This is a genomic window from Acinetobacter sp. GG2, from assembly GCF_000292385.1.
Lineage (GTDB): Bacteria > Pseudomonadota > Gammaproteobacteria > Pseudomonadales > Moraxellaceae > Acinetobacter > Acinetobacter seifertii.
On record NZ_ALOW01000035.1, the window covers coordinates 44057 to 66220 of the forward strand.

26 protein-coding genes and 1 pseudogene are annotated in these 22164 nt (G+C 39.8%); 16 read left to right on the top strand and 11 right to left on the bottom strand.

Annotated elements, in window-relative coordinates:
• Positions 1 to 32: 32 nt before the first annotated feature.
• Entirely contained in the window at positions 33 to 278 is a 246-nt protein-coding gene (locus tag B554_RS0110665) for a SlyX family protein (RefSeq protein WP_004698888.1), read from the top strand.
• A 55-nt stretch (positions 279 to 333) separates the two neighbouring features.
• Here the strand turns inward: B554_RS0110665 and B554_RS0110670 are convergent, their stop codons facing one another.
• The gene (locus B554_RS0110670) at positions 334 to 1341 is read right to left on the bottom strand and encodes a zinc-binding alcohol dehydrogenase family protein (RefSeq protein WP_019458039.1); all 1008 of its coding nucleotides are present in this window, start codon (positions 1339 to 1341) and stop codon (positions 334 to 336) included.
• Between the two features lie 99 nt (positions 1342 to 1440).
• On the opposite strand from B554_RS0110670, the gene B554_RS0110675 reads away from it, so the two are divergent.
• The 10 genes and pseudogenes from B554_RS0110675 to B554_RS0110720 all read left to right on the top strand — a co-directional run bounded on the left by B554_RS0110675 (position 1441) and on the right by B554_RS0110720 (position 10238).
• On the top strand, positions 1441 to 1818 hold the full coding sequence (locus B554_RS0110675) for a winged helix-turn-helix transcriptional regulator (RefSeq protein ID WP_004698884.1): 378 nt from the start codon (positions 1441 to 1443) through the stop codon (positions 1816 to 1818).
• 147 nt (positions 1819 to 1965) lie between these two features.
• Positions 1966 to 2415, top strand: a complete 450-nt coding sequence (locus B554_RS0110680; protein ID WP_004698883.1) for a hypothetical protein — start codon at positions 1966 to 1968, stop codon at positions 2413 to 2415.
• 35 nt (positions 2416 to 2450) lie between these two features.
• A complete protein-coding gene (topA, locus tag B554_RS0110685) occupies positions 2451 to 5087 on the top strand; it encodes a type I DNA topoisomerase (protein WP_019458040.1) in 2637 nt (878 codons plus the stop codon).
• Positions 5088 to 5173: 86 nt separating this feature from the next.
• Positions 5174 to 5932, top strand: coding sequence for a hypothetical protein (locus B554_RS0110690; RefSeq protein ID WP_019458041.1), 759 nt, complete (start codon positions 5174 to 5176; stop codon positions 5930 to 5932).
• A gap of 137 nt (positions 5933 to 6069) precedes the next feature.
• Positions 6070 to 6642 carry an HdeD family acid-resistance protein gene (locus tag B554_RS0110695; protein ID WP_019458042.1) on the top strand — a complete coding sequence of 191 codons (573 nt, stop codon included), beginning with the start codon at positions 6070 to 6072 and terminating at the stop codon, positions 6640 to 6642.
• Positions 6643 to 6758: 116 nt separating this feature from the next.
• Positions 6759 to 8738 (top strand): ATP-dependent helicase, encoded by a 1980-nt coding sequence (locus tag B554_RS0110700; protein WP_025465190.1) that lies wholly within the window; start codon positions 6759 to 6761, stop codon positions 8736 to 8738.
• Positions 8739 to 8811: 73 nt separating this feature from the next.
• A complete protein-coding gene (locus B554_RS0110705; protein WP_019458044.1) occupies positions 8812 to 9051 on the top strand; it encodes an RNA recognition motif domain-containing protein in 240 nt (79 codons plus the stop codon).
• 7 nt (positions 9052 to 9058) lie between these two features.
• Positions 9059 to 9220 (top strand): annotated as a pseudogene (locus B554_RS0110710) (ASCH domain-containing protein); the annotation flags it as partial.
• 123 nt (positions 9221 to 9343) lie between these two features.
• Positions 9344 to 9847 (top strand): DUF6586 family protein, encoded by a 504-nt coding sequence (locus tag B554_RS0110715; RefSeq protein WP_019458046.1) that lies wholly within the window; start codon positions 9344 to 9346, stop codon positions 9845 to 9847.
• 112 nt (positions 9848 to 9959) lie between these two features.
• A complete protein-coding gene (locus B554_RS0110720) occupies positions 9960 to 10238 on the top strand; it encodes a hypothetical protein (RefSeq protein WP_004698869.1) in 279 nt (92 codons plus the stop codon).
• Positions 10239 to 10274: 36 nt separating this feature from the next.
• Here B554_RS0110720 and B554_RS0110725 read toward each other — a convergent pair whose 3' ends face one another.
• The 4 genes from B554_RS0110725 to B554_RS0110740 all read right to left on the bottom strand — a co-directional run bounded on the left by B554_RS0110725 (position 10275) and on the right by B554_RS0110740 (position 14152).
• A complete protein-coding gene (locus tag B554_RS0110725; RefSeq protein WP_004698868.1) occupies positions 10275 to 11984 on the bottom strand; it encodes a cation:proton antiporter in 1710 nt (569 codons plus the stop codon).
• A 147-nt stretch (positions 11985 to 12131) separates the two neighbouring features.
• Positions 12132 to 12287, bottom strand: a complete 156-nt coding sequence (rpmG, locus tag B554_RS0110730; RefSeq protein WP_001205031.1) for a 50S ribosomal protein L33 — start codon at positions 12285 to 12287, stop codon at positions 12132 to 12134.
• Positions 12288 to 12299: 12 nt separating this feature from the next.
• Positions 12300 to 12536, bottom strand: coding sequence for a 50S ribosomal protein L28 (rpmB, locus tag B554_RS0110735; RefSeq protein WP_000048256.1), 237 nt, complete (start codon positions 12534 to 12536; stop codon positions 12300 to 12302).
• A 167-nt stretch (positions 12537 to 12703) separates the two neighbouring features.
• Positions 12704 to 14152 (bottom strand): coniferyl aldehyde dehydrogenase, encoded by a 1449-nt coding sequence (locus tag B554_RS0110740; RefSeq protein ID WP_019458047.1) that lies wholly within the window; start codon positions 14150 to 14152, stop codon positions 12704 to 12706.
• A gap of 112 nt (positions 14153 to 14264) precedes the next feature.
• Here B554_RS0110740 and B554_RS0110745 point away from each other — a divergent pair, with 112 nt between their 5' ends.
• The 5 genes from B554_RS0110745 to B554_RS0110765 all read left to right on the top strand — a co-directional run bounded on the left by B554_RS0110745 (position 14265) and on the right by B554_RS0110765 (position 18109).
• The gene (locus B554_RS0110745; protein WP_019458048.1) at positions 14265 to 14957 is read left to right on the top strand and encodes a TetR/AcrR family transcriptional regulator; all 693 of its coding nucleotides are present in this window, start codon (positions 14265 to 14267) and stop codon (positions 14955 to 14957) included.
• 74 nt (positions 14958 to 15031) lie between these two features.
• The gene (gene purU, locus B554_RS0110750) at positions 15032 to 15895 is read left to right on the top strand and encodes a formyltetrahydrofolate deformylase (RefSeq protein ID WP_004698860.1); all 864 of its coding nucleotides are present in this window, start codon (positions 15032 to 15034) and stop codon (positions 15893 to 15895) included.
• A gap of 389 nt (positions 15896 to 16284) precedes the next feature.
• Positions 16285 to 17040, top strand: a complete 756-nt coding sequence (locus B554_RS0110755; RefSeq protein ID WP_019458049.1) for an energy transducer TonB — start codon at positions 16285 to 16287, stop codon at positions 17038 to 17040.
• 44 nt (positions 17041 to 17084) lie between these two features.
• Positions 17085 to 17705 carry a MotA/TolQ/ExbB proton channel family protein gene (locus B554_RS0110760; RefSeq protein WP_019458050.1) on the top strand — a complete coding sequence of 207 codons (621 nt, stop codon included), beginning with the start codon at positions 17085 to 17087 and terminating at the stop codon, positions 17703 to 17705.
• Positions 17705 to 18109, top strand: a complete 405-nt coding sequence (locus tag B554_RS0110765; protein WP_004698850.1) for an ExbD/TolR family protein — start codon at positions 17705 to 17707, stop codon at positions 18107 to 18109. Before B554_RS0110760 ends, B554_RS0110765 begins: the two co-directional genes overlap by 1 nt.
• Before the next feature lie 57 nt (positions 18110 to 18166).
• On the opposite strand, the gene msrA is transcribed toward B554_RS0110765, so the two are convergent.
• The 6 genes from msrA to B554_RS0110795 form a co-directional block, all read right to left on the bottom strand.
• On the bottom strand, positions 18167 to 18691 hold the full coding sequence (msrA, locus tag B554_RS0110770; protein ID WP_019458051.1) for a peptide-methionine (S)-S-oxide reductase MsrA: 525 nt from the start codon (positions 18689 to 18691) through the stop codon (positions 18167 to 18169).
• Positions 18692 to 18791: 100 nt separating this feature from the next.
• Positions 18792 to 19847 (bottom strand): DUF4105 domain-containing protein, encoded by a 1056-nt coding sequence (locus B554_RS0110775; RefSeq protein ID WP_019458052.1) that lies wholly within the window; start codon positions 19845 to 19847, stop codon positions 18792 to 18794.
• A gap of 14 nt (positions 19848 to 19861) precedes the next feature.
• Positions 19862 to 20371, bottom strand: a complete 510-nt coding sequence (locus B554_RS0110780; protein ID WP_019458053.1) for a dihydrofolate reductase — start codon at positions 20369 to 20371, stop codon at positions 19862 to 19864.
• A gap of 44 nt (positions 20372 to 20415) precedes the next feature.
• Positions 20416 to 21258, bottom strand: coding sequence for a thymidylate synthase (gene thyA, locus B554_RS0110785; RefSeq protein WP_019458054.1), 843 nt, complete (start codon positions 21256 to 21258; stop codon positions 20416 to 20418).
• Positions 21259 to 21375: 117 nt separating this feature from the next.
• The gene (locus tag B554_RS0110790; RefSeq protein ID WP_019458055.1) at positions 21376 to 21738 is read right to left on the bottom strand and encodes a hypothetical protein; all 363 of its coding nucleotides are present in this window, start codon (positions 21736 to 21738) and stop codon (positions 21376 to 21378) included.
• Between the two features lie 11 nt (positions 21739 to 21749).
• Positions 21750 to 22109, bottom strand: a complete 360-nt coding sequence (locus B554_RS0110795) for a hypothetical protein (RefSeq protein ID WP_004710678.1) — start codon at positions 22107 to 22109, stop codon at positions 21750 to 21752.
• Between the last annotated feature and the right edge of the window lie 55 nt (positions 22110 to 22164).

The following is a 22164-nucleotide window of genomic DNA, read 5'->3' on the forward strand; positions in this document are numbered from 1 at the left end:
AATGTTTTCCAGAATCTCAAATGAGGATTTAAATGACTAAACCACCATATCATGATGATCAAGCGTCATTTTCCGCACCCATTGAAGATTTGCAAGTGCGAATTACATTTTTGGATGATTTAGTTGAACAATTAAATCAACAACTCGCTATTCAAACTCAGGAAATAGCTGATTTGAAAAAACAAATGCAATTACTTTACCTACGTGTGGAATCTTCAGATTTATCAGAAGGTATTGCGCCTTTTGACCCATTAACCAATAAACCTCCTCACTATTAATAAAAAGGCAAGTTCAATACTTGCCTTTTTAACTAGAGGATATTTTTAATTTTAGTTAAAAACCGTGTAAAACAATTTTCCCTTTTGTCTTACCACTCTCAATTTGTTGATGAATCTGTTTTAAATTTTCAGCATTAATAGGGCTTAAAACTTCAGTCACAGTTGTTTTGATTTTCCCTTCCTCAACTAGCTTGCTGACTTCATTTAATAGTTCACTTTGTTTTTGCATATCTTCAGTTTGAAACATTGAACGCGTAAACATAAACTCCCAATGCACCGATACAGACTTCGATTTAAACGATTTAATATCTAACTGCTCAGGGTCATCAATGAGTCCAAAGTGTCCTTGTGGTGCAATCAACTCTACAATATCTGATAAATGTTGATCTGTTTGAGTGGTCGAGAACACATACGAAGGTGCATTTAAGCCTAATTGCTTGATTTGTGGCGCTAAAGACTCTCGATGATCTAATACATAGTCAGCACCGAGTTGTTTTACCCATTCTTTCGTTTCAGGGCGTGAAGCTGTCGCAATAATCGTAAGATTAGTTAACTGTTTAAGAAGCTGAATGGTAATAGAGCCTACACCACCAGCCCCGCCAATCACTAATATTGTTGTGTTTTCTGGTGCAGTCTTTGGAACTTGCAAACGATCAAATAGCATTTCCCAAGCCGTGATTGCTGTTAAAGGCAGAGCTGCAGCCTCAGTTGCTTCTAAAGTTTTTGGTTTATGACCAACAATACGTTCATCAACCAATTGCAACTCACTATTACTGCCTTGGCGATTTAAAGCGCCTGCATACCAGACTACATCACCTACTTTAAATTGAGTGACTTTATCTCCAGTCGCTTCAACCACACCTACAGCGTCCCAGCCAAGCACTTTCCAACCAGATTCAGCACTTACATTTTTACGTATTTTGGTATCAACTGGATTGACTGAAATTGCCTGTACGAGAACAAGCAGATCATGGCCTTCTGCAACGGGAGTGTCGAGTTCAATATCTACGAGTGCCTCTGGTGATGTAATAGGTCCTGCTTTTTGATATGCGACAGCTTTCATAATTGTGATTCCTCTTGTTGAGAGTTTGATCATAACGTAAGCTTAAAAATAGTGACTACAGACAAATAACGCTCATAGTGTCAAAAAGGATACTGTAAAATGGCAAAAGCTCGACATTCAAGTTTTGACTGCTCACCGGGTTGTTCAGTTGAAGCCGCAATCAGTTTGATTGATGGTAAGTGGAAATGTGTCATTCTTTGGCATTTACTAAATGAAGGAACCTTGCGATTCAATGAAATTCGTAAACGAGTTCCAAGCATTACGCAAAGAATGCTCACCAATCAGCTTCGTGAGTTAGAACAAGATGGCATTATTCATCGCGAGGTTTATCCTCAAGTTCCTCCTAAAGTGGAATATAGCCTGACAGATTTAGGACAAGGTCTTGAGCAGATTTTACTTGCTTTAAAAACATGGGGAGATGCCCATCTAGATCGGTTCGGTAAGTTATCCACTCTTGAAACTGAAAAGTCTGCCTAAATATTCTGCCTAGATTGCTAAGAATATCTACGAGAAAATGTTGTAGTTTTTAACCTCACAGGTTAATGGGACATTATTTTTATGATGTAACTTGCGTTTTCTGGTCAGCTTATGCAACTCTAATAAAAGAGATTAATAGGTTTTGCTATGGACAATATGGGAATTTGGGTTACCGTTATCATTGTTCTTTTCGTGCTAGGCTCCATTTTTGGTTTAAGAGTGAGTCCGCGTGAAAAGGCACTCGGTATTATGCGAGACAAAGCCCGTAAAATGGGACTACATCCACGCATAATTGCCGCACCTGAATGGACACATGTCCCGATGGCAACTGAAAAGCGTGCCAGCATGGTTGCTTATTATAGTGTATTAATCCCCGATGCTCGTTTAACGCTCATGCGTGCTCGTGTTATAGACGGAAAATTAAAAGTAGTGCAGGGCGATGAGAAATTTAATGATTCTCCCATTGCATTAAAAGGGATTTATGCTATTGATATGCAGGCAAACTGTGTAGGCCTTTATTGGGATGAGGAATCGGACCTAAAAGCCACGCAATTAGATGAGATGAAGGCTTATCTGTTGGCCTTGGCTGAAGCCTGATTTTTAAATTTATTGGTATAGGAATAACATTTTATATGGCGAATACCTCGCGCTCTGCATCTCAAAGCACAGCATCTACTGCCTCTGCTGCACATAAACGTGCCTTAGTGATTGTGGAGTCGCCTGCCAAAGCGAAAACCATCAACAAATATTTAGGTTCGCAGTACATTGTTAAGTCTTCTGTGGGTCACGTACGTGACTTGCCAACAGGCGGCAGCAAATCAACAGAGAAAAAGCCGGCTGCCCGGACAAAACTCACTGAAGCTGAAAAAGAACAAAAAGCCCAATCTGCGCTGATTAATCGTATGGGTGTCGATCCGGAACATGACTGGAAAGCACACTACGAGGTTCTACCTGGCAAAGAAAATGTTGTTGCTGAACTCAAGAAACTTGCTAAAGATGCAGATGCAATCTACCTCGCAACGGACTTGGATAGAGAAGGGGAAGCAATCGCTTGGCACCTACGCGAAGTGATTGGTGGTGACGATAGTCGTTATCACCGTGTGGTATTTAACGAAATTACTAAAAATGCCATTCAAGAAGCATTTAAACAACCAACGCGCCTAGACTTAAACCGTGTGAATGCACAGCAAGCACGTCGTTTCTTAGACCGCGTAGTGGGTTTCATGGTTTCGCCATTACTTTGGGAAAAGATTGCCCGTGGTTTATCGGCAGGTCGCGTACAGTCAGTTGCTGTAAAGCTTGTTGTGGAACGTGAACGTGAAATTCGTGCTTTTATTCCAGAAGAATATTGGCAAGTTTTTGCAGATACCCAAGCCAAAAAAGATGACATCCGTCTTGAAGCAGTTAGACAAGCAGGTAAAACGCTGAAACTGAAAAATAAAGCTGAAACTGATGCTTTATTAGAAGTTTTAAAAGGCGCTGAATATAAAGTTGCACAGCGTGAAGATAAGCCGACTAAGGTGAATCCGAGTGCACCATATATCACGTCGACTTTACAACAGGCGGCAAGTACACGCTTAGGTTTCTCTGTAAAGAAAACTATGATGCTTGCGCAGCGTTTGTATGAAGCTGGTTTTATTACCTATATGCGTACGGACTCAACGTTTTTGAGTGATGACGCTGTAAATATGGTACGTGCTCATATTGAAAGCCAGTTTGGTGAAAAATACTTACCAGCAAAGCCAAACCGCTATGGTAACAAAGCGGGTGCTCAAGAAGCCCACGAAGCAATTCGTCCGTCAAATGTTTCACTTACAGGTGATCAACTTGCGGGTGTAGAGCGTGATGCTCAGCGCTTATATGACTTGATTTGGCGTCAGTTTGTTGCTTGTCAAATGACACCAGCAGAATATTTGTCTTCAACTTTAACGGTTGAGGCAGGCAATGTTGAGTTAAAAGCAAAAGGTCGTACGCTTGTATTTGATGGTTTTACGCGAGTTCGTGGTGCCAACAAGTCCGATGACGATATTATTTTGCCAGCTATTAAAGTCGGTGAAATCTTAAAATTAGAGAAGTTAGACCCAAGTCAGCACTTTACTAAGCCGCCTGCACGTTTTACTGAGGCATCTTTAGTAAAAGAACTTGAAAAACGTAGTATTGGTCGTCCATCGACTTATGCGGCGATTATTTCTACTATTCAAGAACGTGGTTATGTCAAATTAGAAAATCGTCGTCTTTTTGCAGAGAAGATGGGCGAGATCGTGACAGATCGTCTTGATGAAAGTTTTAATAACCTGATGAACTATGCGTTTACAGCAGACCTTGAAGGACAGCTCGACAAAGTTGCTACAGGTGAGCGTAACTGGAAAGAGTTACTCGATACTTTCTATGGTGATTTTAAAAAGCGTTTGACCAATGCTCAAGGCGAGCAAGGCATGCGTCGTAACCAGCCAGTTGAAGTACCAGCAGTACATTGTCCTGAATGTTCGCGTCCAATGCAGATTCGTACAGGTACAACTGGTGTATTTTTAGGCTGTTCTGGTTATAACTTGCCGCCTAAAGAACGCTGTAAAGGCACTTTGAACTTAACACCAGTTGAGTCTTTAGCTGCGTTATCTGATGATGATGGAGCTGAAACGGCTGACTTGATGTCAAAGCATCGCTGTCCAAAATGCGGTACAGCAATGGATAGCTATGTGATTGATGGTGGTCGCAAGCTTCATGTCTGTGGTAACAATCCAGATTGTGATGGTTATGAGCTTGAAGAAGGCGAGTTCAAGATTAAGGGTTATGATGGCCCAACTATTCCATGTGATAAATGTGACGGCGAAATGCAGCTTAAAACTGGTCGCTTTGGCCCATATTTCGCTTGTACCAGTTGTGACAATACCCGTAAAGTCTTGAAGAGTGGTCAACCTGCACCTCCGCGTGTAGAACCAATCAAGATGGAGCATTTGCGCTCAACGAAGCATGATGACTATTTCGTGTTACGTGATGGTGCTGCTGGTCTATTCTTGGCTGCAAGTAAGTTCCCGAAAATTCGTGAAACACGTGCACCAAAAGTTGCTGAGCTTCGTAGTGTTGCTGACCAACTTGATCCAAAATACCAGTTTATTTTACAAGCTCCAGATGTAGACCCTGAAGGTAATCCGACTATTGTGAAGTTTAGTCGTAAGAACCAATCACAATATGTGGGATCTGAAACACCAGAAGGTAAACAAACTAAATGGAGCCTAATTTACCAAGACGGTAAATGGATTGAAGGCTAAATAAGACAGTTAAAAAATGCTAGCTCAGCTAGCATTTTTTATATCAACAACAATAAAAGAAAATTTAATTTTTATGGGGAAAAAGAATGTGGAAAAACATTCGGATTTTATGCCTATTGATTATTTTATTAATCGTTGTGGTTCAGGCATGGCGAGATCAGAATCAAGACTGGAATCAGCCTATTGTTGTGGTATTGCACCCAGTAAATGCTGATGGCCTACAAACCACGCAAGCTTATATTCATCAGTTACAAAACGCTGATTTCCAAACGCTCAAAGGCTATTTAAGTGAATGGTCACAGCATTATCGTGGACAGTCCAGCAACTTTGAGATTCGTTTAGGGCAACAACTACAGCAGAGGCCACCTGTAGTCCCTCAAAATGCCAATATTTTGAATGTAATCTGGTGGAGCTTGAAGTTTCGTTTTTATGCATGGCGACAAAAACAGCCTGAAGATAGCGGAGCGTCACTTAAACTTTATTTAAATTATTATGATCCAACTTATCAAAAGGTTTTAGTGCATTCGACTGCTTTAGAAAAAGGTCGTATTGGTAGCGTCAATTTGTTTGCTGCACGTGAGCAGGCATCAGAAAATCAGGTCGTTCTTGTTCATGAGCTATTGCATGGCTTTGGGGCAAAAGATAAATATGATTTAAAAACAGGCCAGCCGATCTATCCATTAGGTTATGCAGAACCTGAAAAAGTACCTCTTTACCCACAAAAGCAAGCAGAAATCATGGGGGGTAAAACTCCATTGTCTGAGCAGACCAATAAAATGCCGAGAGATTTACAAGAAACTGTAATAGGTTTGCCGACAGCTCAAGAAATTGGTTGGTTGAAATAAGATTGTGGATAAATACTGTTTTATCCACATCAATTGTTAATAAACGATGCAGATCTTATACAGACAATAAATGTGAAGTAAATCACTATAATGACAATATATAAACTTCCTAATACCTGATAATAAGAGTAGCCATGATGAAAACTGTAGGTAATGATTTAGTTCGTAATCAGCTACATGCTGATCGTAAATGGTATCTAATATTAGGCTTTGTGCTCATTATTTTCGGTTTAGTCTTATTTAGTTCACTACCATTTGCAACATTTTCGGTTGTTTTTCTATTTGGTATTTTAATGATGATAGGCGGTGTTCTACATTTGATTGCTGCCTTAAGTGTATTTAAGGGTGGTAGCCGATGGCTATGGGCACTTTTTGGGGTGCTGTATTTAATGGCTGGCTATTACGCATTTTCTACACCTGTGACTACAGCTGTAGTTTTAACTAGCCTGTTATCGATTGCACTGATTATTGCTGGGGTCATTCGCACCATAAACGCATTTTTATTAAGACCAATTGCAGGGTGGGGATGGACATTATTTTCAGGATTATTAACCCTTGCTACAGGTATTTTAATTTTAGTTTCTAAGGACTCACCGTTTTGGGTGTTGGGAATGTTTTTGGCAGTAGATATTTTATTTCAGGGCATTAACTTTTTAGGACTCGCTTCTGCAATTAAGCATTTGCCTGCTAGCTCAAAAACAGTTTCTTAAATTAAATAACGAACAAAAGGGCACTTAAGGTGTCCTTTTTTGTTTTTAGTGAGCTAAGGTCCATCTCTTGGCATGGGTCTGTTAAACTAGGCCTTGGTGTTTTAGCGATGTGTGTTATGAGTCTTGCAAAGTTAATTAATGAATTAAATGCTCAGCAAAAAAAGGCAGCAACGACTACGGCTCAAAACTGTCTGGTTTTGGCTGGAGCAGGCTGTGGCAAGACTAAAACCATTGTTGCTCGCGCAGCTTATTTAATTGATCAGGGATTACCTGCAAATCAAATCCAGATTTTAACGTTCACGCGCCGTGCCGCGAGTGAAATTGTTGCAAGGGTTGAACAGCATGTTGGGGCACAAGCCAAAGGTCTTCGTGCATCAACTTTTCATACCTTTTGCATGTACTTGTTGCGTCGTAATCCACAAGCTTTTGGTTTAACCCAATTTAGCATTATTGATCGAGATGATCAGTTACTTATGTTTCGCTTATTGAGAGGTAAAGACAAAGATAACGTTTTGCCTAAAGCAGCAGAGCTGTGTGATTTGTATTCTTATGCCCGAAATACGCAATCTAAGCTTTCAGAGGCATTACTCAAGCAATTACCTGAAGCATATGAGTACAAGGCGCAAATTGCGGAGCTAATGAAAACCTATGAGCAACGTAAAAGAGAGCGCAATTTTTTAGACTATGACGATATTTTATCGATTGTCGCTGTTCATTTGCAAAATTCCGAAGCACTCACAGATTGGGTTGCAGGTTTTTGTCAGGCTTTGCTGGTCGATGAAATGCAAGATACCAACCCTTTACAGTGGGCACTTTTGCAGCCACTCATTGGCAAGGTGAAATTGTTTTGTGTGGGTGACGATGCTCAGTCCATTTATGGTTTCCGCGGTGCCGACTTTGAAAATATTCATTCTTTTAAAGAGCGGATTCCTGATGCCGTTATTCATACCTTAGATTTAAATTACCGCTCGACTCAAGAAATATTGGATTTATCAAACTGGTTATTAGCTCATAGCCCAATCGATTATGAAAAACAGCTACAGGCATATCGTGGCAAAGGGCAAAAGCCACAGCTCCACTTATTTGGTAATGAATTTGAAGAAGCTAATTGGATCGCACAAGACTTAATAGAGCGACATCAGCAGGGCGCAAATTGGTACGACCATATGGTCTTAGTTCGTTCTGGCTACAGTGCTCGCTATTTGGAAGGGGCATTTATTGCTGCTGAAATTCCTTATCGTTTTATTGGTGGCGTAAAGTTACTGGAATCCGCACATGTAAAGGATGTACTCAGTCTATTGCGTATTGTGAGTAACCCGCAGGATGACTTGGCTTGGATGCGCTTTTTAACCTTATGGGATGGTATTGGTGATGTTGGTGCCAGTAAGTTAGCACAAGAGTTAATGGGCATTAGTGAGGTTGAAGAGCGTTGTCAGCGTTTGGAGCGTCATGGAAAAGTCCCTTTACAGGCTATTTTAATTTTGAAACAGCTTGATGTGTTACAGCAGCATGTTGAAGCAAGTATTGGTTTGGCACTCGATGCCCTAAGTGAACAGTTAGAGCAAAACTATAAAACGAAAGACTGGTCACGTCGCGCTAAAGATTTTGATTTGGTTAAACAACTTGCGCGTAAGCATGCATCGCTGGGTGAATTTCTTGAAGAATATGTGCTTGAGCCGATTTCAGTTTCTGAAATTGAAAAAGCGGGCGATGATGATTTAGTGACTTTAATTACAATTCATTCGGCTAAAGGTGCAGAGCAAAAGGTATGTTATGTACCGCATGTCTCGCCAAATCAGTTTCCATATGCACGCGCACAGGGGGATTTTGATGATGTCGAAGAAGAACGCCGTGTGTTATACGTTGCATTAACACGTGCGGAAAATGAATTGATTCTGACGAAGCAAAACCTGAATACATGGTCACAAGACACGTATGATGAACAAGGTCGTAAAATCGAAAGTTATTTCCTAAATGATCTACCCGCGCATTTAGTTCAGGCAAAAATTCATCGTCAAGTTCCACAGCCATTTGCCAAAAAACAATGGAACACTTCACGAACAGTAAACTTAGGTTTTGGTATCGATCTCGACTAAACTACTGTATAAGACACTGTGAATACTCAAATGTATATTGGCCCTTATTTTGAAGGCCAGTCAAGGTTAGAAGATGAAAATATTAGTTCGTAATTTAGATCGTTTAGTGACTGAAGCCGAAGTTTTAGAGCTGTTTAAGGCTTATGGTAAAGTTGATTCTTGTGTTGTTGTAACCGATAAAGAGACAGGTAAATCAAAAGGTTTTGGCTTTGTCGAAATGCCGAACCCACGTGAAGCAATCAAAGCCATTAAAGGCTTAAATACACTTAAAGTAAAAGGTTACGGAATTCGCGTTAAAGCCGCTGAAGAGTAATGTTTTTATGCAACAATTTTTAGCTCTTTCTGTGGTTGCTCCAAATGGAACCCGTATAGCCCAAGGTGTAAAGACACTGAAAGTCCGTTCATGGGTGCCTACAGAGTTGCCTCTTAAAGATCTATTAATTGTTGAGAATCTGAATTTTTTAATCAATGATGGTGATGAGTAATAACGAAAAATTTATCAACTCGCTTTGGATTTTCCATAAATAACGTTGATTTTATCAATGGAGTCGTTAAGCTAAGAATAGCCATATTGATGGCAATCTTTAGAACAGGAAAGTTTAGTTATGTCACGTGTTGCTCGTTATCATGCCGATCGTACCAATCAAAAACTCTATTTTGCGCGCTTAGCGTGTCAACAAGCAGAGCAAACTGATCATGTACAGCAGGTACAAGCGTATCGTGAAACAGCTGTATTTCATTTGCATGGTGCAATGCTGGCTTTTCTGCAAGAACTGGTGCGTTACTACCGTTTAAATGACTCGCAGCCGACATTAAAATCGATTGAAGAACTCATGGCTGCAAAAGGTCAGGTTTCTCCTGAGGTTTCTGTTTTGCAGCAATTAGCCAAAGATGGCTTTGTTGCAGAGTTAAAGCACGCTTACCGTATGTGCCAATATGCACCGGAACCAACTGAGCCAACGCCGGAAGAAGAAACATCTTCTAATTTGATCATTAAAGTGACTCAGGGACCTCAGTCATGGTTGCCCGATGTGAAAATCTTGCGTGAATGGCATAGAGAATTAAGTCATTTAATTGATGGTTTTCGTAACGAAATGGTCGAGTTCTAAAATTAAACTGTTTAAGCGCTTGAAATTTAATCCTAGTGCGCCTATATAAATAAGACGAGAGATGCAAAGTGCAAGGGTGCTTTGCCACCATGTTGAAACATGGAGGAAGTATATGTCTATACAGCAATTGAAAGAGTTATTTGGCAATCAAGAAGCAGTGTTGGAGTTAGTCCAACTCGAAGGTGGTGAGCTTGCCTTGCGTAATGCTGGTTCTGAAAAAGAGCCCTTGGTTAAAATTCAGTTTAGTGATGAACTAAAAGAGATTTTAGGCGAGCAAACGCCTGTAGTTGCACAGCATATGATTCAGGCTGCTTTATTTGGACTGCTCGAAAAGCAGGTCAATGAATGGCAGGCTGAGGTTGTAGATGAGCAGCCTAAATTTCTAAGTTAAAAAAAGCGTACTCTAGAGTACGCTTTTTTGTATACGTTAATGATGTGTTGACTGATGCGCCAGTTCGATTTGATTTAAAATATGGTGGCTCATATTCTTTGCCATTTCTTCTTTTGCATAGAATACTTCACCAATATTTTCATCTCGAATGACTGCTGCTTCTTCTTTACTTTCTGCGCAAATTAAAACCTGAATTTGAGGGTTTAATTGTTTGGCAATATCCACAATTCGGTGAATATCTAAAATATCCATAGGGGAAATCACCAATAGTCGTGCATGCATGATATGCGCCTGAATTAAAACTCCAGGTTCAGTTGCGACACCACTTACGGCAGCAATATTTGCTTGACGTAGCTTTTCTACAATTTCACGATTTTCTTCTGCAATCACGACTTTAATATTCTGATTAATTAAATTTTCAGTAATACGTCGTCCAACACCACCATACCCTACAATCACCACTTGATCACGCAGATAAGCTTGATCAACTTCATCTGGCAACATTGCGAGTGGGTCACCACTGCGCTCAAGAAGTCGTGCTAAATGAGAGCGTTCACGAATCCAGCGTTGTACAGGTTCAACTGCCGAGAAAACAAAAGAGTTAAGCGTAATAGAGAACAAAGCACCTGCTAAAATCAGGTTTTGAGCTTCTAGCGTTAATAGACCTAAAGACACACCAAGTGTTGCCAAAATAAATGAAAACTCACCAATTTGTGCAAGGCTGGCCCCGACGGTCAAAGCAGTATTGATTGGATAACGGAAGAATAAAACCAAGGCCATTGCAGCAAGAGTTTTACCCACCATAATAATCGCGATAACTGCCAAAATATGCAGTGGACGCTCGATAAGGATATGTGGGTCAAACAACATTCCGACCGAAACGAAGAATAAAATCGAGAAAATTTCACGTAGAGGAAGGGTTTCTTCTTCTGCACGGTGGCTAAAGTCTGATTCTTTTACCACCATACCTGCAAAGAACGCCCCTAGCGCCATTGAAACCCCAAAGATGGCATAAGAGCCATAGGCAATCGAAACAGCTGCTGCTACGACAGTCAGGGTAAATAGCTCTCTTGAACCTAAGCGCGCAACAAACTGCATAATGATAGGAACAACACGCTTACCCACAATAAGCATAAACGCAATAAAGCCAATCACTTTTAATAGAGTGATTCCCAGTGTTAGCCAGATATTTCCTTCTGCGCCTGCTGGTGCTTTTCCACCAAGTAAAACCGCTGTAGCTGGAAGAAGTACTAAAACAAGTACCATTACCAAATCTTCAACTAACAGCCAACCTACCGCAATTTTGCCGTTTACAGAGTCTAAAAGACCACGGTCTCCTAAAGCTTTTAATAATACAACGGTACTCGCACACGATAAGCTTAAGCCAAAAACCAGTGCAGAGCCAAAGCTCCAGCCCCATAGCATTGAAACGCCAACACCAAGTAAGGTAGCAACGGCTATCTGTAAAATTGCACCTGGTAAGGCAATACGTCGAACTTGTAAAAGATCATTTAATGAAAAATGCATCCCAACGCCAAACATCAGAAACATTACACCAAGCTCAGCAAGTTGGTTTGCTAGATGAATGTCTGCTTCTATACCGGGAGTGTTGGGACTAATAATAATTCCGGCAATTAAATAGCCGATAAGAGGGGGAAGTCGTAGTCGGGCGGCAATATAGCCAAAAAAGAGGGCAACGCCGAAACCAACAGCAAGTAAAATAATTAAATCTACGTCATGCGGCACTAAAAACTCCTTTTACGTGAGTTAGGCTAAAGACAAGCATAAAAAATGCCAAGGCGGAATATGTAGAAAGTTTAACAAAAAGGTGGGTATAAAAAAAATGCAAAAAAAAACGACTTCTTTAAGAAGTCGTTTTTTTCGACGCTAAAATTATTTGATTTTAGCTTCTTTGAAAATCACGTGTTGACGGATTTTTGGATCAAATTTTTTGATTTCCATTTTTTCCGGCATAGTACGTTTGTTTTTAGTCGTGGTATAGAAATAACCTGTACCAGCTGAAGAAACGAGACGAATCTTATCACGCATTGCTCAGACTCCTTAGATCTTTTGACCTTGAGCACGAAGGTCTGCAACAACCTTTTCGATACCCAATTTGTCAATAATACGCATACCTTTAGTGGTTAAACGAAGACGTACAAAACGTTTTTCGCTTTCTAACCAGAAACGGTGGTGGTGCAGGTTCGGCTCGAACCGGCGCTTGGTTTTGTTGTTGGCGTGTGAGACGTTGTTACCAACGACTGGACGCTTGCCGGTAACTTGGCAAACCTTAGACATGGTGTAACTCCATTGATTTAGCCAACAGCAAATCTGTGGCCAGTCATACTAAATGTAAACGGATGAATTCATTCAAGGGGCGTTTTATACCAAAAATACGATTAAAAGACAAGCGAAATTGGTAAAAACGAGGCATGATCTAGTGTAACAGATCATGCCTTGATCAGTTAACGCAACAAGGTTTTCGAAATGAAGCGATGAATTGGTTTATTGAACGGTGGAAGAATGTATTTCAGGCTATAAAGTTTTGGATTCGACATTACCGAACGTTCATGTGAAAGCCCGAAAAAGCCTTCTGGTCCGTGATATTTGCCCATACCTGATGCCCCAATTCCGCCAAATGGCAAGTCATCTTGAGCAACATGGGTAATGACCATGTTAATTCCGAAATGTCCTGAATGAGTATGCTGAGAGATATAATCGGCGCGTGCCTGATCATAGTCAAAATAATACATTGCTAAAGGACGCGGACGACTATTAATAAACTCAATGACTTCTTCTATTTGGTCATATTCTAAAATTGGTAGAACAGGACCAAAAATTTCATTTTGCATAATATCCATTGCAGTCGTTACACCAGTTACTAGAGTCGGTGGAATTTTGCGGACATCATCTAAAATTTCATTTTGCGGATTAATTTCAATAATACGGGCACCCTGATCACGAGCATTTTCGAGATATCCTTGAATACGGTTATACTGTTTATCATTAATAATAGAAGTATAGTCTTGGTTGTTGCGGAAATGAGGGTACATTCCTGCGACAATCAATTTAAAGTTTTCAATGAACTCGGCAGTTTTCCCGCGTGGTAAGAAAATATGATCTGGTGCAACACAAGTCTGACCAGCGTTCCACAATTTACCTACAGCAATACGTTGTGCGACATCTTTCATCTCTACGGAAGCATGGACAAGAGCAGGGGATTTACCGCCTAACTCAAGAATAACTGGCACAAGGTTTTGAGCTGCGGCTGCCATGACGGTTTTACCAACCGAAGTCGAGCCTGTGAAAATCATTTTATCGAAAGGCAAATGGCTAAATGCATCGGAAATTATACCGCCACCATTTACAACAGCGACCAACTCTTGTGGGAATGCTTCCGCTAATGCACTTTCAAGAACTTGTCCAAAGTTTGGAGAAGCACTCGAAATTTTGATCATGGCATGGTTACCAGCCACGAGAGCACAGATGAGTGGCCCAACTGATAAGAGTAATGGGTAGTTCCAAGGTGTAATAATGCCAATAATACCCATTGGTTGATATTGTACCCAACCTTTTGCTGGCTGATGTAATACACTGATATGGCGTTTTGATGGTTTCATCCAACCGGTTAAGTGCTTACTGTAATACTTGATTTGTTCAAGACAAGTAAGCAATTCACCAATTTTGGTTTCCATAATGGCACGATTACCATAATCAAGGTTAATTGCTTCGGCAATCTGATCTTGATATTTTACCAAAACTCTTTTAAGACGAGCTAAACGATCAATACGTTCTTTAGCAGTGGGTACCGGATGACGTAAGTAGGCAATCTTTTGCTGCTCAAGCAAATCATGTAAATGCTTAACATCATAAGGAACCTGAGTCTCTGGATTTGTTTTTGTTTGACTGTTCATCGGTACTTACCAAATATACTGATATACTTAGTTTTTAGAGTAAATACTCTAAAGAGTCAAGTTGATTTCTGTATTCACGTCTTAACCATATGAATTAACGAAGGTTATTGAAATGTCTCTACCTAAAGCTCTGAAGACAAAAGACCGGATTTTACAAATCAGTTTGCAGCTTTTTAATGAGCGTGGCGAACGGTCTGTCACAACCAATCATATTGCTGCAGAGTTGGGGATTAGTCCTGGAAACTTGTATTACCACTTTCGAAATAAGCATGAAATCATTAAGGAATTAATGTATCAGTATCAGGTAGAGACTTTAGAAATGCTCTCTTTACCTGAAGACAGACCTTTAACCACTACTGATAAAATTAACTACTTTCAAGTGTTAAGTGGTCAACTCTGGAATTATCGTTTTATTCATCGTGATGTTTATCACTTAGTTGAAAGCAATGAAGACTTTAAAAAGATCTATCCGAGATTTGCAGGCCAAGTCATGCAACAAGGGCAAAAAATTTATCAAGCCTTTGTCGACGCAGGTCTTATGAAAATGACGGCTTCTGAAATTGAAGCACTCATTATTAACCTTTGGATTGTTTTAACGAACTGGACTAATTTTTTATATATGTCTGGACATATTAGTGACAACAATCATCTTGAAGAGAAATGGGTTTGGCAGGCATTACGTCAGATGGTTTTCTTAGAGGGCCCTTATTTAATGGGTGAAAGCCGTGCCACTTATGAACAACTGCTCGAATCACTTGGGCCTTCTGATCTTTTCGCAAGCTTGTCATCCTTAAAAGATGAATAGTTGTGCTTGTTTATTTAGAGCGCTAGAATACTCGGCTTATCAAAAATTTGTCTCAATTAAGTGATATTAACAAAATGAATATGACCACTGCCAATACAGCCCGTTTACTGATTACTTGTGAAGACAAGCCTGGGATCGTACAGGCTGTATCGAGCTTTTTGTACCATCAAGGTGCAAACATTACCGCGCTTGATCAGTATGCGACGGAAGCTCAAGGCGGGCGTTATTTCATGCGTGTTGAATTTGAACTTGATCATTTACAGTCGCGTAAAGATGCATTAATTCAAACATTTGCTGTCAACGTTGCTGAGCGTTATGGCATGCAATGGCGTCTTGCATTCGTAAACGAAATTAAAAAAGTTGGTATTTTAGTTTCTAAAGTCGACCATGCTTTACTTGAGTTATTGTGGCGTCATGCACGTGGGTCGTTACCTTGTGAAATTACGCATGTGATTTCTAACCATGAAGACTTGCGTGAATCTGTTGAAAACTTCGGTATTCCATTTACTGTAATTAAAGTAACTAAAGACAATAAAGCTGAAGCTTATGCTCAAATTGATGAAATGATGCAAGGTAATGATTTATTAGTTCTTGCACGTTACATGCAGATTTTAAGCGAAGATTTTGTTGCAAAATGGGAAATGAAAATCATCAATATTCACCATTCATTCTTACCTGCTTTTGTTGGTGCAAACCCATATAAGCAAGCCTATGAAAAAGGTGTGAAGTTGATTGGTGCGACAGCTCACTATGTGACTGCTGACCTAGACCAAGGTCCGATTATTGAGCAAGACGTTGAACGTGTAAGCCACGATTATAATGTTGAGCAGTTGCGTGAGCTTGGTGAAGATGTAGAGCGTAATGTATTAGCTCGTGCTGTTAAATGGCACTTAGAAGACCGTATCATTGTAGATGGTAATAAGACGGTTGTTTTCTAATTACCTCATATTTTTAAAAGCATGCTCTTCGGCATGCTTTTTTTATGGCTAAAATAAATTTAAAATGTTATAACGTAACATAAGTTTGATGTTCGATTGCTTAGCCTTAATATTTAATTGTTTAATCAACGCTTATGTTGAGCACAGTTTGATAAATAAGAAATGAACTCAAAGTTTTTAGCGTGCTGTTTATACAAGAGAAAAGTAAGGTGATATCACTTTATGAGGTTAGATAGCACAATACTGGGTAGTGTTTTTCGCGAAAAAGTAGTTGCAAATGAAAACACTTCTCATTTATTATTGTGGCACTTTATTGTTCTATCCGATGTTTGAAATCGTTTCTCTTAATTAAAGGTCGAGATCATCATCCATTAGGTAATTAGATTCTTATGAGTCAATCTTCCGCAGCCTTAAACTCTCCTAATCCGATGAAAAAGAAAGTCATCACGGCCCTAATTGCGGTTGCAATTGGTCATATCGGGGTCTTATGGGCAGTTAGCCACATTAAGCCTGCTGAACTAAAGCCAATTGATAAGAAACCTTTACAAGTCCGCTTTGTAAAAATTCAAGAGCAACCGAAACCACTACCTCCTAAACCAAAGGAGCCGCCTAAAAAGCCGGAACCTAAGAAAGAGGTAAAAGAAGTTAAAGTTGTTGAGAAACCTGTGACTCCACCTAAACCAGTGGAAAAAATCCAGCAGGTGAAAAAGGCTGAAACTCCTAAACAAACAGTAAAGACAGAACCAAAAGTTGAACCCAAAATAGCCGCTCCAGCGACAACTGTTACTGAAAAAGTCGTTGAGAAGCCAAAACCAGTGGTACAAGAAACGCCTAAAGCTCAACCTGCACCAGATCCGTCACCAAAACGCGTTTCAATTGGTGGTTCAGGTGTACAGTGGAGCCGCTCACCACGTTTGACTGTTTCACCAAAAGATTTACAAGGTGAAGCACGCTCAGTTGTTGTACAAATTGAAGCTGACGAAAAAGGCAAAATCATCAACGTGCGTGTGACCCGAAGCAGCGGTATTTCAAGTCTAGATGAAAAAGTAGTCCGCGCTGTACGAGCTGCAAAATTTAAACCTTATATGGAAAATGGTGTTGCTTATCCAATTAAAGCAGAGCAACCCTTTGATTTAACCCCTTAAACGAATTTGAGTCCCAACGGCTAACCTTAATCAGGAGTTCGAATATGAACTTTTCAATCTATTGGCAACATGCAGATGCAGTGAGCAAAACCCTGTATTTCATTTTATTGGCAATGTCGATTGCTACTTGGACAGTTTTCATCTTACGTTTGATGGGGACTCGCCAACTAAAACAACAAGCTTATGCCCAACTTTCTAAGGCTATTACTTCGCTAAAAGCAAAGTTACAACCTTTAAGTTTTGAACAGCGTAAAGCAGTTGCAGAGCAAGCATTATTGCGCCAAATTTCTGCTGAAAAAGTCAATGCTGAAAAAGGTATTTCTGTTTTAGGAACAATTGCTTCAATTGCACCATTCGTTGGTTTGTTTGGTACAGTATGGGGTATTTTCCACGCGTTGGTTGCTGTAGGTAAGAGCGGACAAGCAGGATTGGCTCAAGTAGCTACACCAGTAGGTGAAGCGCTTATTATGACTGGTCTTGGTCTTGCAGTTGCGATTCCTGCAGTATTGGCTTATAACATTTGTGTACGTGCTAATCGTGGTCTTGCTCATGATTTACAAGATCAAGCACACAGTTTGTTAATTGATACCATGTTGCAGCAAGACTCAACTGTAAAGTCTGATGTTAAAACTGCAGAACAAAGTTATGTTGGAGGTCAAGCTTAATGGCTTTTCAATTGGGTGAAGACCACGATAGTGGCATAAATGAGATGAACCTCATTCCGCTAATCGACATTATGTTGGTGTTAATGATCATCTTTTTGGTCACAGCAACAGTTGCCAACCCATCGATTCCATTAACACTGCCTAAAACAACTGCTGAAATTATTGATCCACCACCAAAAGCGATTACGATTAGTATTAATGCAAATGGTGAAGTGGCTTGGGATACTCAAGTAATTAGCCTTGATGAGCTTCAAAAACGTTTCCAAGAAGCAGGTCAAGGTGAGGTTAAACCTACGGTTCAACTTCGTGCTGATAAAGAGTCGAAGTACGATACTGTGGCTCAGGTAATGTCTCGCGCCAGTGAAGCCGGACTGAGCGATATTGCCTTTGTCAGTGAAAACTAAAATTTAGTTGACTCAATAAAAAAGCAACCAATTTGGTTGCTTTTTTATTATTCTGATTTATTGATCTTTCATCAGATGCTGGAATTTACTATATAGCTTTAATAGCTTAGGTGGAATCGCAAAGTTGCAATAACCTTGTGAAGGGTTCTTTGCATAGTAATTCTGATGATATTCTTCGGCTGGATAGAACGTCGGCACAGGAGACAGCTCAGTCACAATATCAAGATCGTCATCTTTTAGCGTTTGAATCGTGTGTTCCGCTGCCTGCTTTTGCTCTTCGTTATAATAGTAAATAACAGAGCGGTACTGAGTACCAATATCATTACCTTGGCGGTTTAAAGTCGTTGGATCATGCGTTGCAAAGAATACATCGAGTAACTGTGAATATGTTACTTGCTTTTCATCAAAATCAACCAAGATAACCTCAGCATGCTGAGTATCGCCTTGACATACTTGCTCGTAGGTAGGGTTGATAGTATGTCCACCTGCGTAACCACTAGTTACTTTTTCTACACCACGGATCTGTAAAAATACGGCTTCGACACACCAAAAGCAGCCGCCGCCAAATAATGCCTGTTGCATTGTGTTTCCCTCTATTTCCTGCCTATTACAATAGGGTCTATCTATTTAGATTACAAAGTAAAGCATGTATAAAAAAGTAAAGAAAAGTGCATTACTTATTTCATTTTGCTTTAGGTAAACCTTGTCGAACGATTTGAGAGAAGTGTTCACTACTCTGATCTGAAAGTTGTTCAAAATGTTCAGTACGTGGATTGATATGTGCGATTTGATACCACTGCTTTAAACTAATATTTTGATTAAGGGCTTTAAGATCATATAAATAATTAGGTAAATAACCTGAGGCTATTAAACGATAATCTTTAGGAAGTTGATATGGATTAATCGCTTGAACCATATCGAAAATCAAGGTTGTACAATTACTTGTGAGCGTATTATACCATTTTGGTTGAGCACGTAGCTCATCTGACTTTTTAAGATATTCTAAAAATAGCGCTTTCTGTTCAGAACGGGGCATATTAATTGGGAAATTATAAACTTGCTCTTTACGAATGTTACTGCGTGTGTAGACAATATCTTTTTCATCGGACGCAATTAAGCTCAGTTCGTATTTTCTAAAAAAACCACCCACTGCCGAAAACTCTTCGTTCTTTTCTTTTCGAATTTCGATTGAAAAAACTAAGGGTTGTTGATTTTTAAACTCAAAACTGACCAGAGTATGGGCAATTTGTGGCCCCATCCAGTAAGAGGTAATAATATTTATGCCATTTAACTTGTTCAGGTTAAAAGTACGGGTTTCCCACCGGACATCATAAGTGCCATCAGGGTGCCAGTTGAAGTTACGGACATTATGCAAGGTAATTACATCGCCGTGTTTTTCGTAACTTAGCATATTGGCAACTTCAGGATTCCAGTCACGGTCTTGACGTGCTGTAATCGAGAAATACCAAACCAAAGAACAAGCAAAAGCTAACAGATAGATCAAAATATCTGTACGACGGCTAATGATATGGCCATTAAAATATAAGCCAGCCATACTTAAAGCAAAGGCAATCCATATGCCAATAATAATGCGGCTGCCTAACCAGCCAAAAGGTTGTTGCACCCAAAGTGCTAAACACACCCAAATGCTAGAAAGCACAATAAACAACGTGAATAGACCATGTAAAGCGCCGAAGAGGAGGGCGATAATAAATTCACGTGTTCCGATATTGTGCATAGGCGGCCATAAAATTATTTTTTATAAGTTGCAAATTCGAATGAAGTTCCTGTTTTTTCATCTACTTGCTGCTCGCTCGCAACTTTATGAAATTCACTCGGTATAGTTGGATAATGTGCATCACCTTGGACATCTAAGTCAACATGAGTGAGTTCAAGACGGTCTGCAATTGACAAGGTTTGCTTAAATATTTCACCACCACCAATGATGAAAAGCGCCTGCTTTTCGGTGTTTTTGGCATCTTCTAAAGCTGCATTTAAAGCATCTTCAATTGAATACGCAATTTTTACACCATCAAAGTGCCAGTTAATGTCACGGGTAATTACCCAGTTCACACGGTTCGGTAGAGCACGGCCCATAGACTCAAGGGTTTTACGGCCCATGATGACCACACCACCCTGAGTGATTTCTTTAAAGTGTTTTAAATCGGCAGAGATATGCCATGGCAACGCATTGCCTTTACCAATACAGTGATTTTTGTCCATTGCGACAACGTGAACAACTTCTACATTTTGCCATGCCATAATCTTATTCTCTAAACCGTAATCTAATGAAATTTAAGCCGTTGTTATACTGCAACTGGTGCTTTAATTGCTGGATGTGACTCATAACCTACAATCTCGATATCTTCAAATTTGAAATCGAAAAGGTTTTTAACTTCCGGATTAAGTTTTAATTGGCAAAGTGGTAATGGTTCGCGGGTTAATTGTAGTCGTGCTTGTTCAAAATGGTTGGCATAAAGATGTGTATCGCCACCAGTCCAAACAAAATCACCTACACCTAAGCCGCACACTTGAGCAATCATATGAGTGAGTAGAGCATAACTAGCAATATTAAATGGCACGCCCAAGAATACGTCAGCACTTCGTTGATAAAGCTGGCATGACAATTTGTTGTCTTGTACGAAAAATTGGAAGAGTGTGTGGCAAGGTGGTAATGCAACTTGTCCAGCTTCATTCGGGTTCCAACCAGAAACGATTAAACGGCGCGAATTTGGGTTAGTTTTGATTTCGTTAATTAACCATTTAATTTGGTCAAAACCATCTTGGTTATAAGTACCATCAGCATTTTTAGTTGCGCCGAAATTACGCCATTGATGACCATAAACTGGGCCTAGTTCATGTTCTGGACGGCCAAAACGTGCTGTTTGTTCTGCTGTTGCCCATTCGTCCCAAATTGAAACTTTATTGTCTTTTAAATATTGGACGTTGGTGTCGCCTTTTAAAAACCAAAGTAACTCAATCACAATAGAACGGAAGTGAACTTTTTTTGTGGTGAGTAAAGGAAAACCTTTAGAGAGATCAAAACGCATTTGATGACCAAATACAGAACGGGTTCCTGTGCCTGTACGGTCGCCTTTGTCACCGCCATTATCAAGGATATGTTGTAGTAGGTCTAAATATGCACGCATAACACTCTCGAATTCGGATTAATTCCATCAAATAAAAGGGAGACGGTTTCTGGATCAATAAACCGTGGAAGATAATAGCATGCTTTAGGAATAGTAAAAACGAGCTAAACTCTATGCTTAAAAACGCTTGGCACGATTTTGATAAATTGAAACAAGAAAAAATCCAACCAGTACAAAGCCTAAAGCTTGTATCGTTAAGATCCAATTGTGCTGAGGCGATAATATCCATACCACAATAGCAACAATAATGAGAGGGTAAATTCTAAGCAGAAACTGGAGTTTAGATTTATATGAGCTGTGCTCTGGAATTTTTGTTTGTAAATATTGCCCGAAATGAAGCCCGAACCCTAACACGAGGCTAAGAACAGTGTAAGTCGACGATAAAGGCTGAACTTGATTGGCTGCATAAATTGCAGCACAAACGACAATAATAAAGATGAGTTTGATGTGACGTGGTGCGTTATACCAATAAGCCAACATAAAAAATGAGCCTATTTGTTAAATAACGATTGTGGTGAAAAAATAAAAGCAGCAAGTGCCATAAATGCAATGCCTTGGACGCCCCAGATCAGCAAGTTAGGCATGGTTTTTACAAAAATAAGTGCAAACAAGAGGGCAATAGGCACCCACGTAAATAGGCGGTAAAGTAAACCAGTCGGGTTACTTTGAGCAAAATGCAATTTAAAGTAACGGCAGATTAAAAAAATAACCCCAGTTCCTGTAAACATTAAAATAGTATCTAAGGGTAATGGTTGATATTGATATAACCCAATACAGATTAAGAGGGTAATAATTAAGATCATTAATTTTTTAAAAGTCGGGACTTGCTTGTTAAACCAGAATTCCAGCATGGCGAATCTTCTTTCTTGGGAGATAAAAACTGTAGCATAAAAAAGAGGAGCCGAA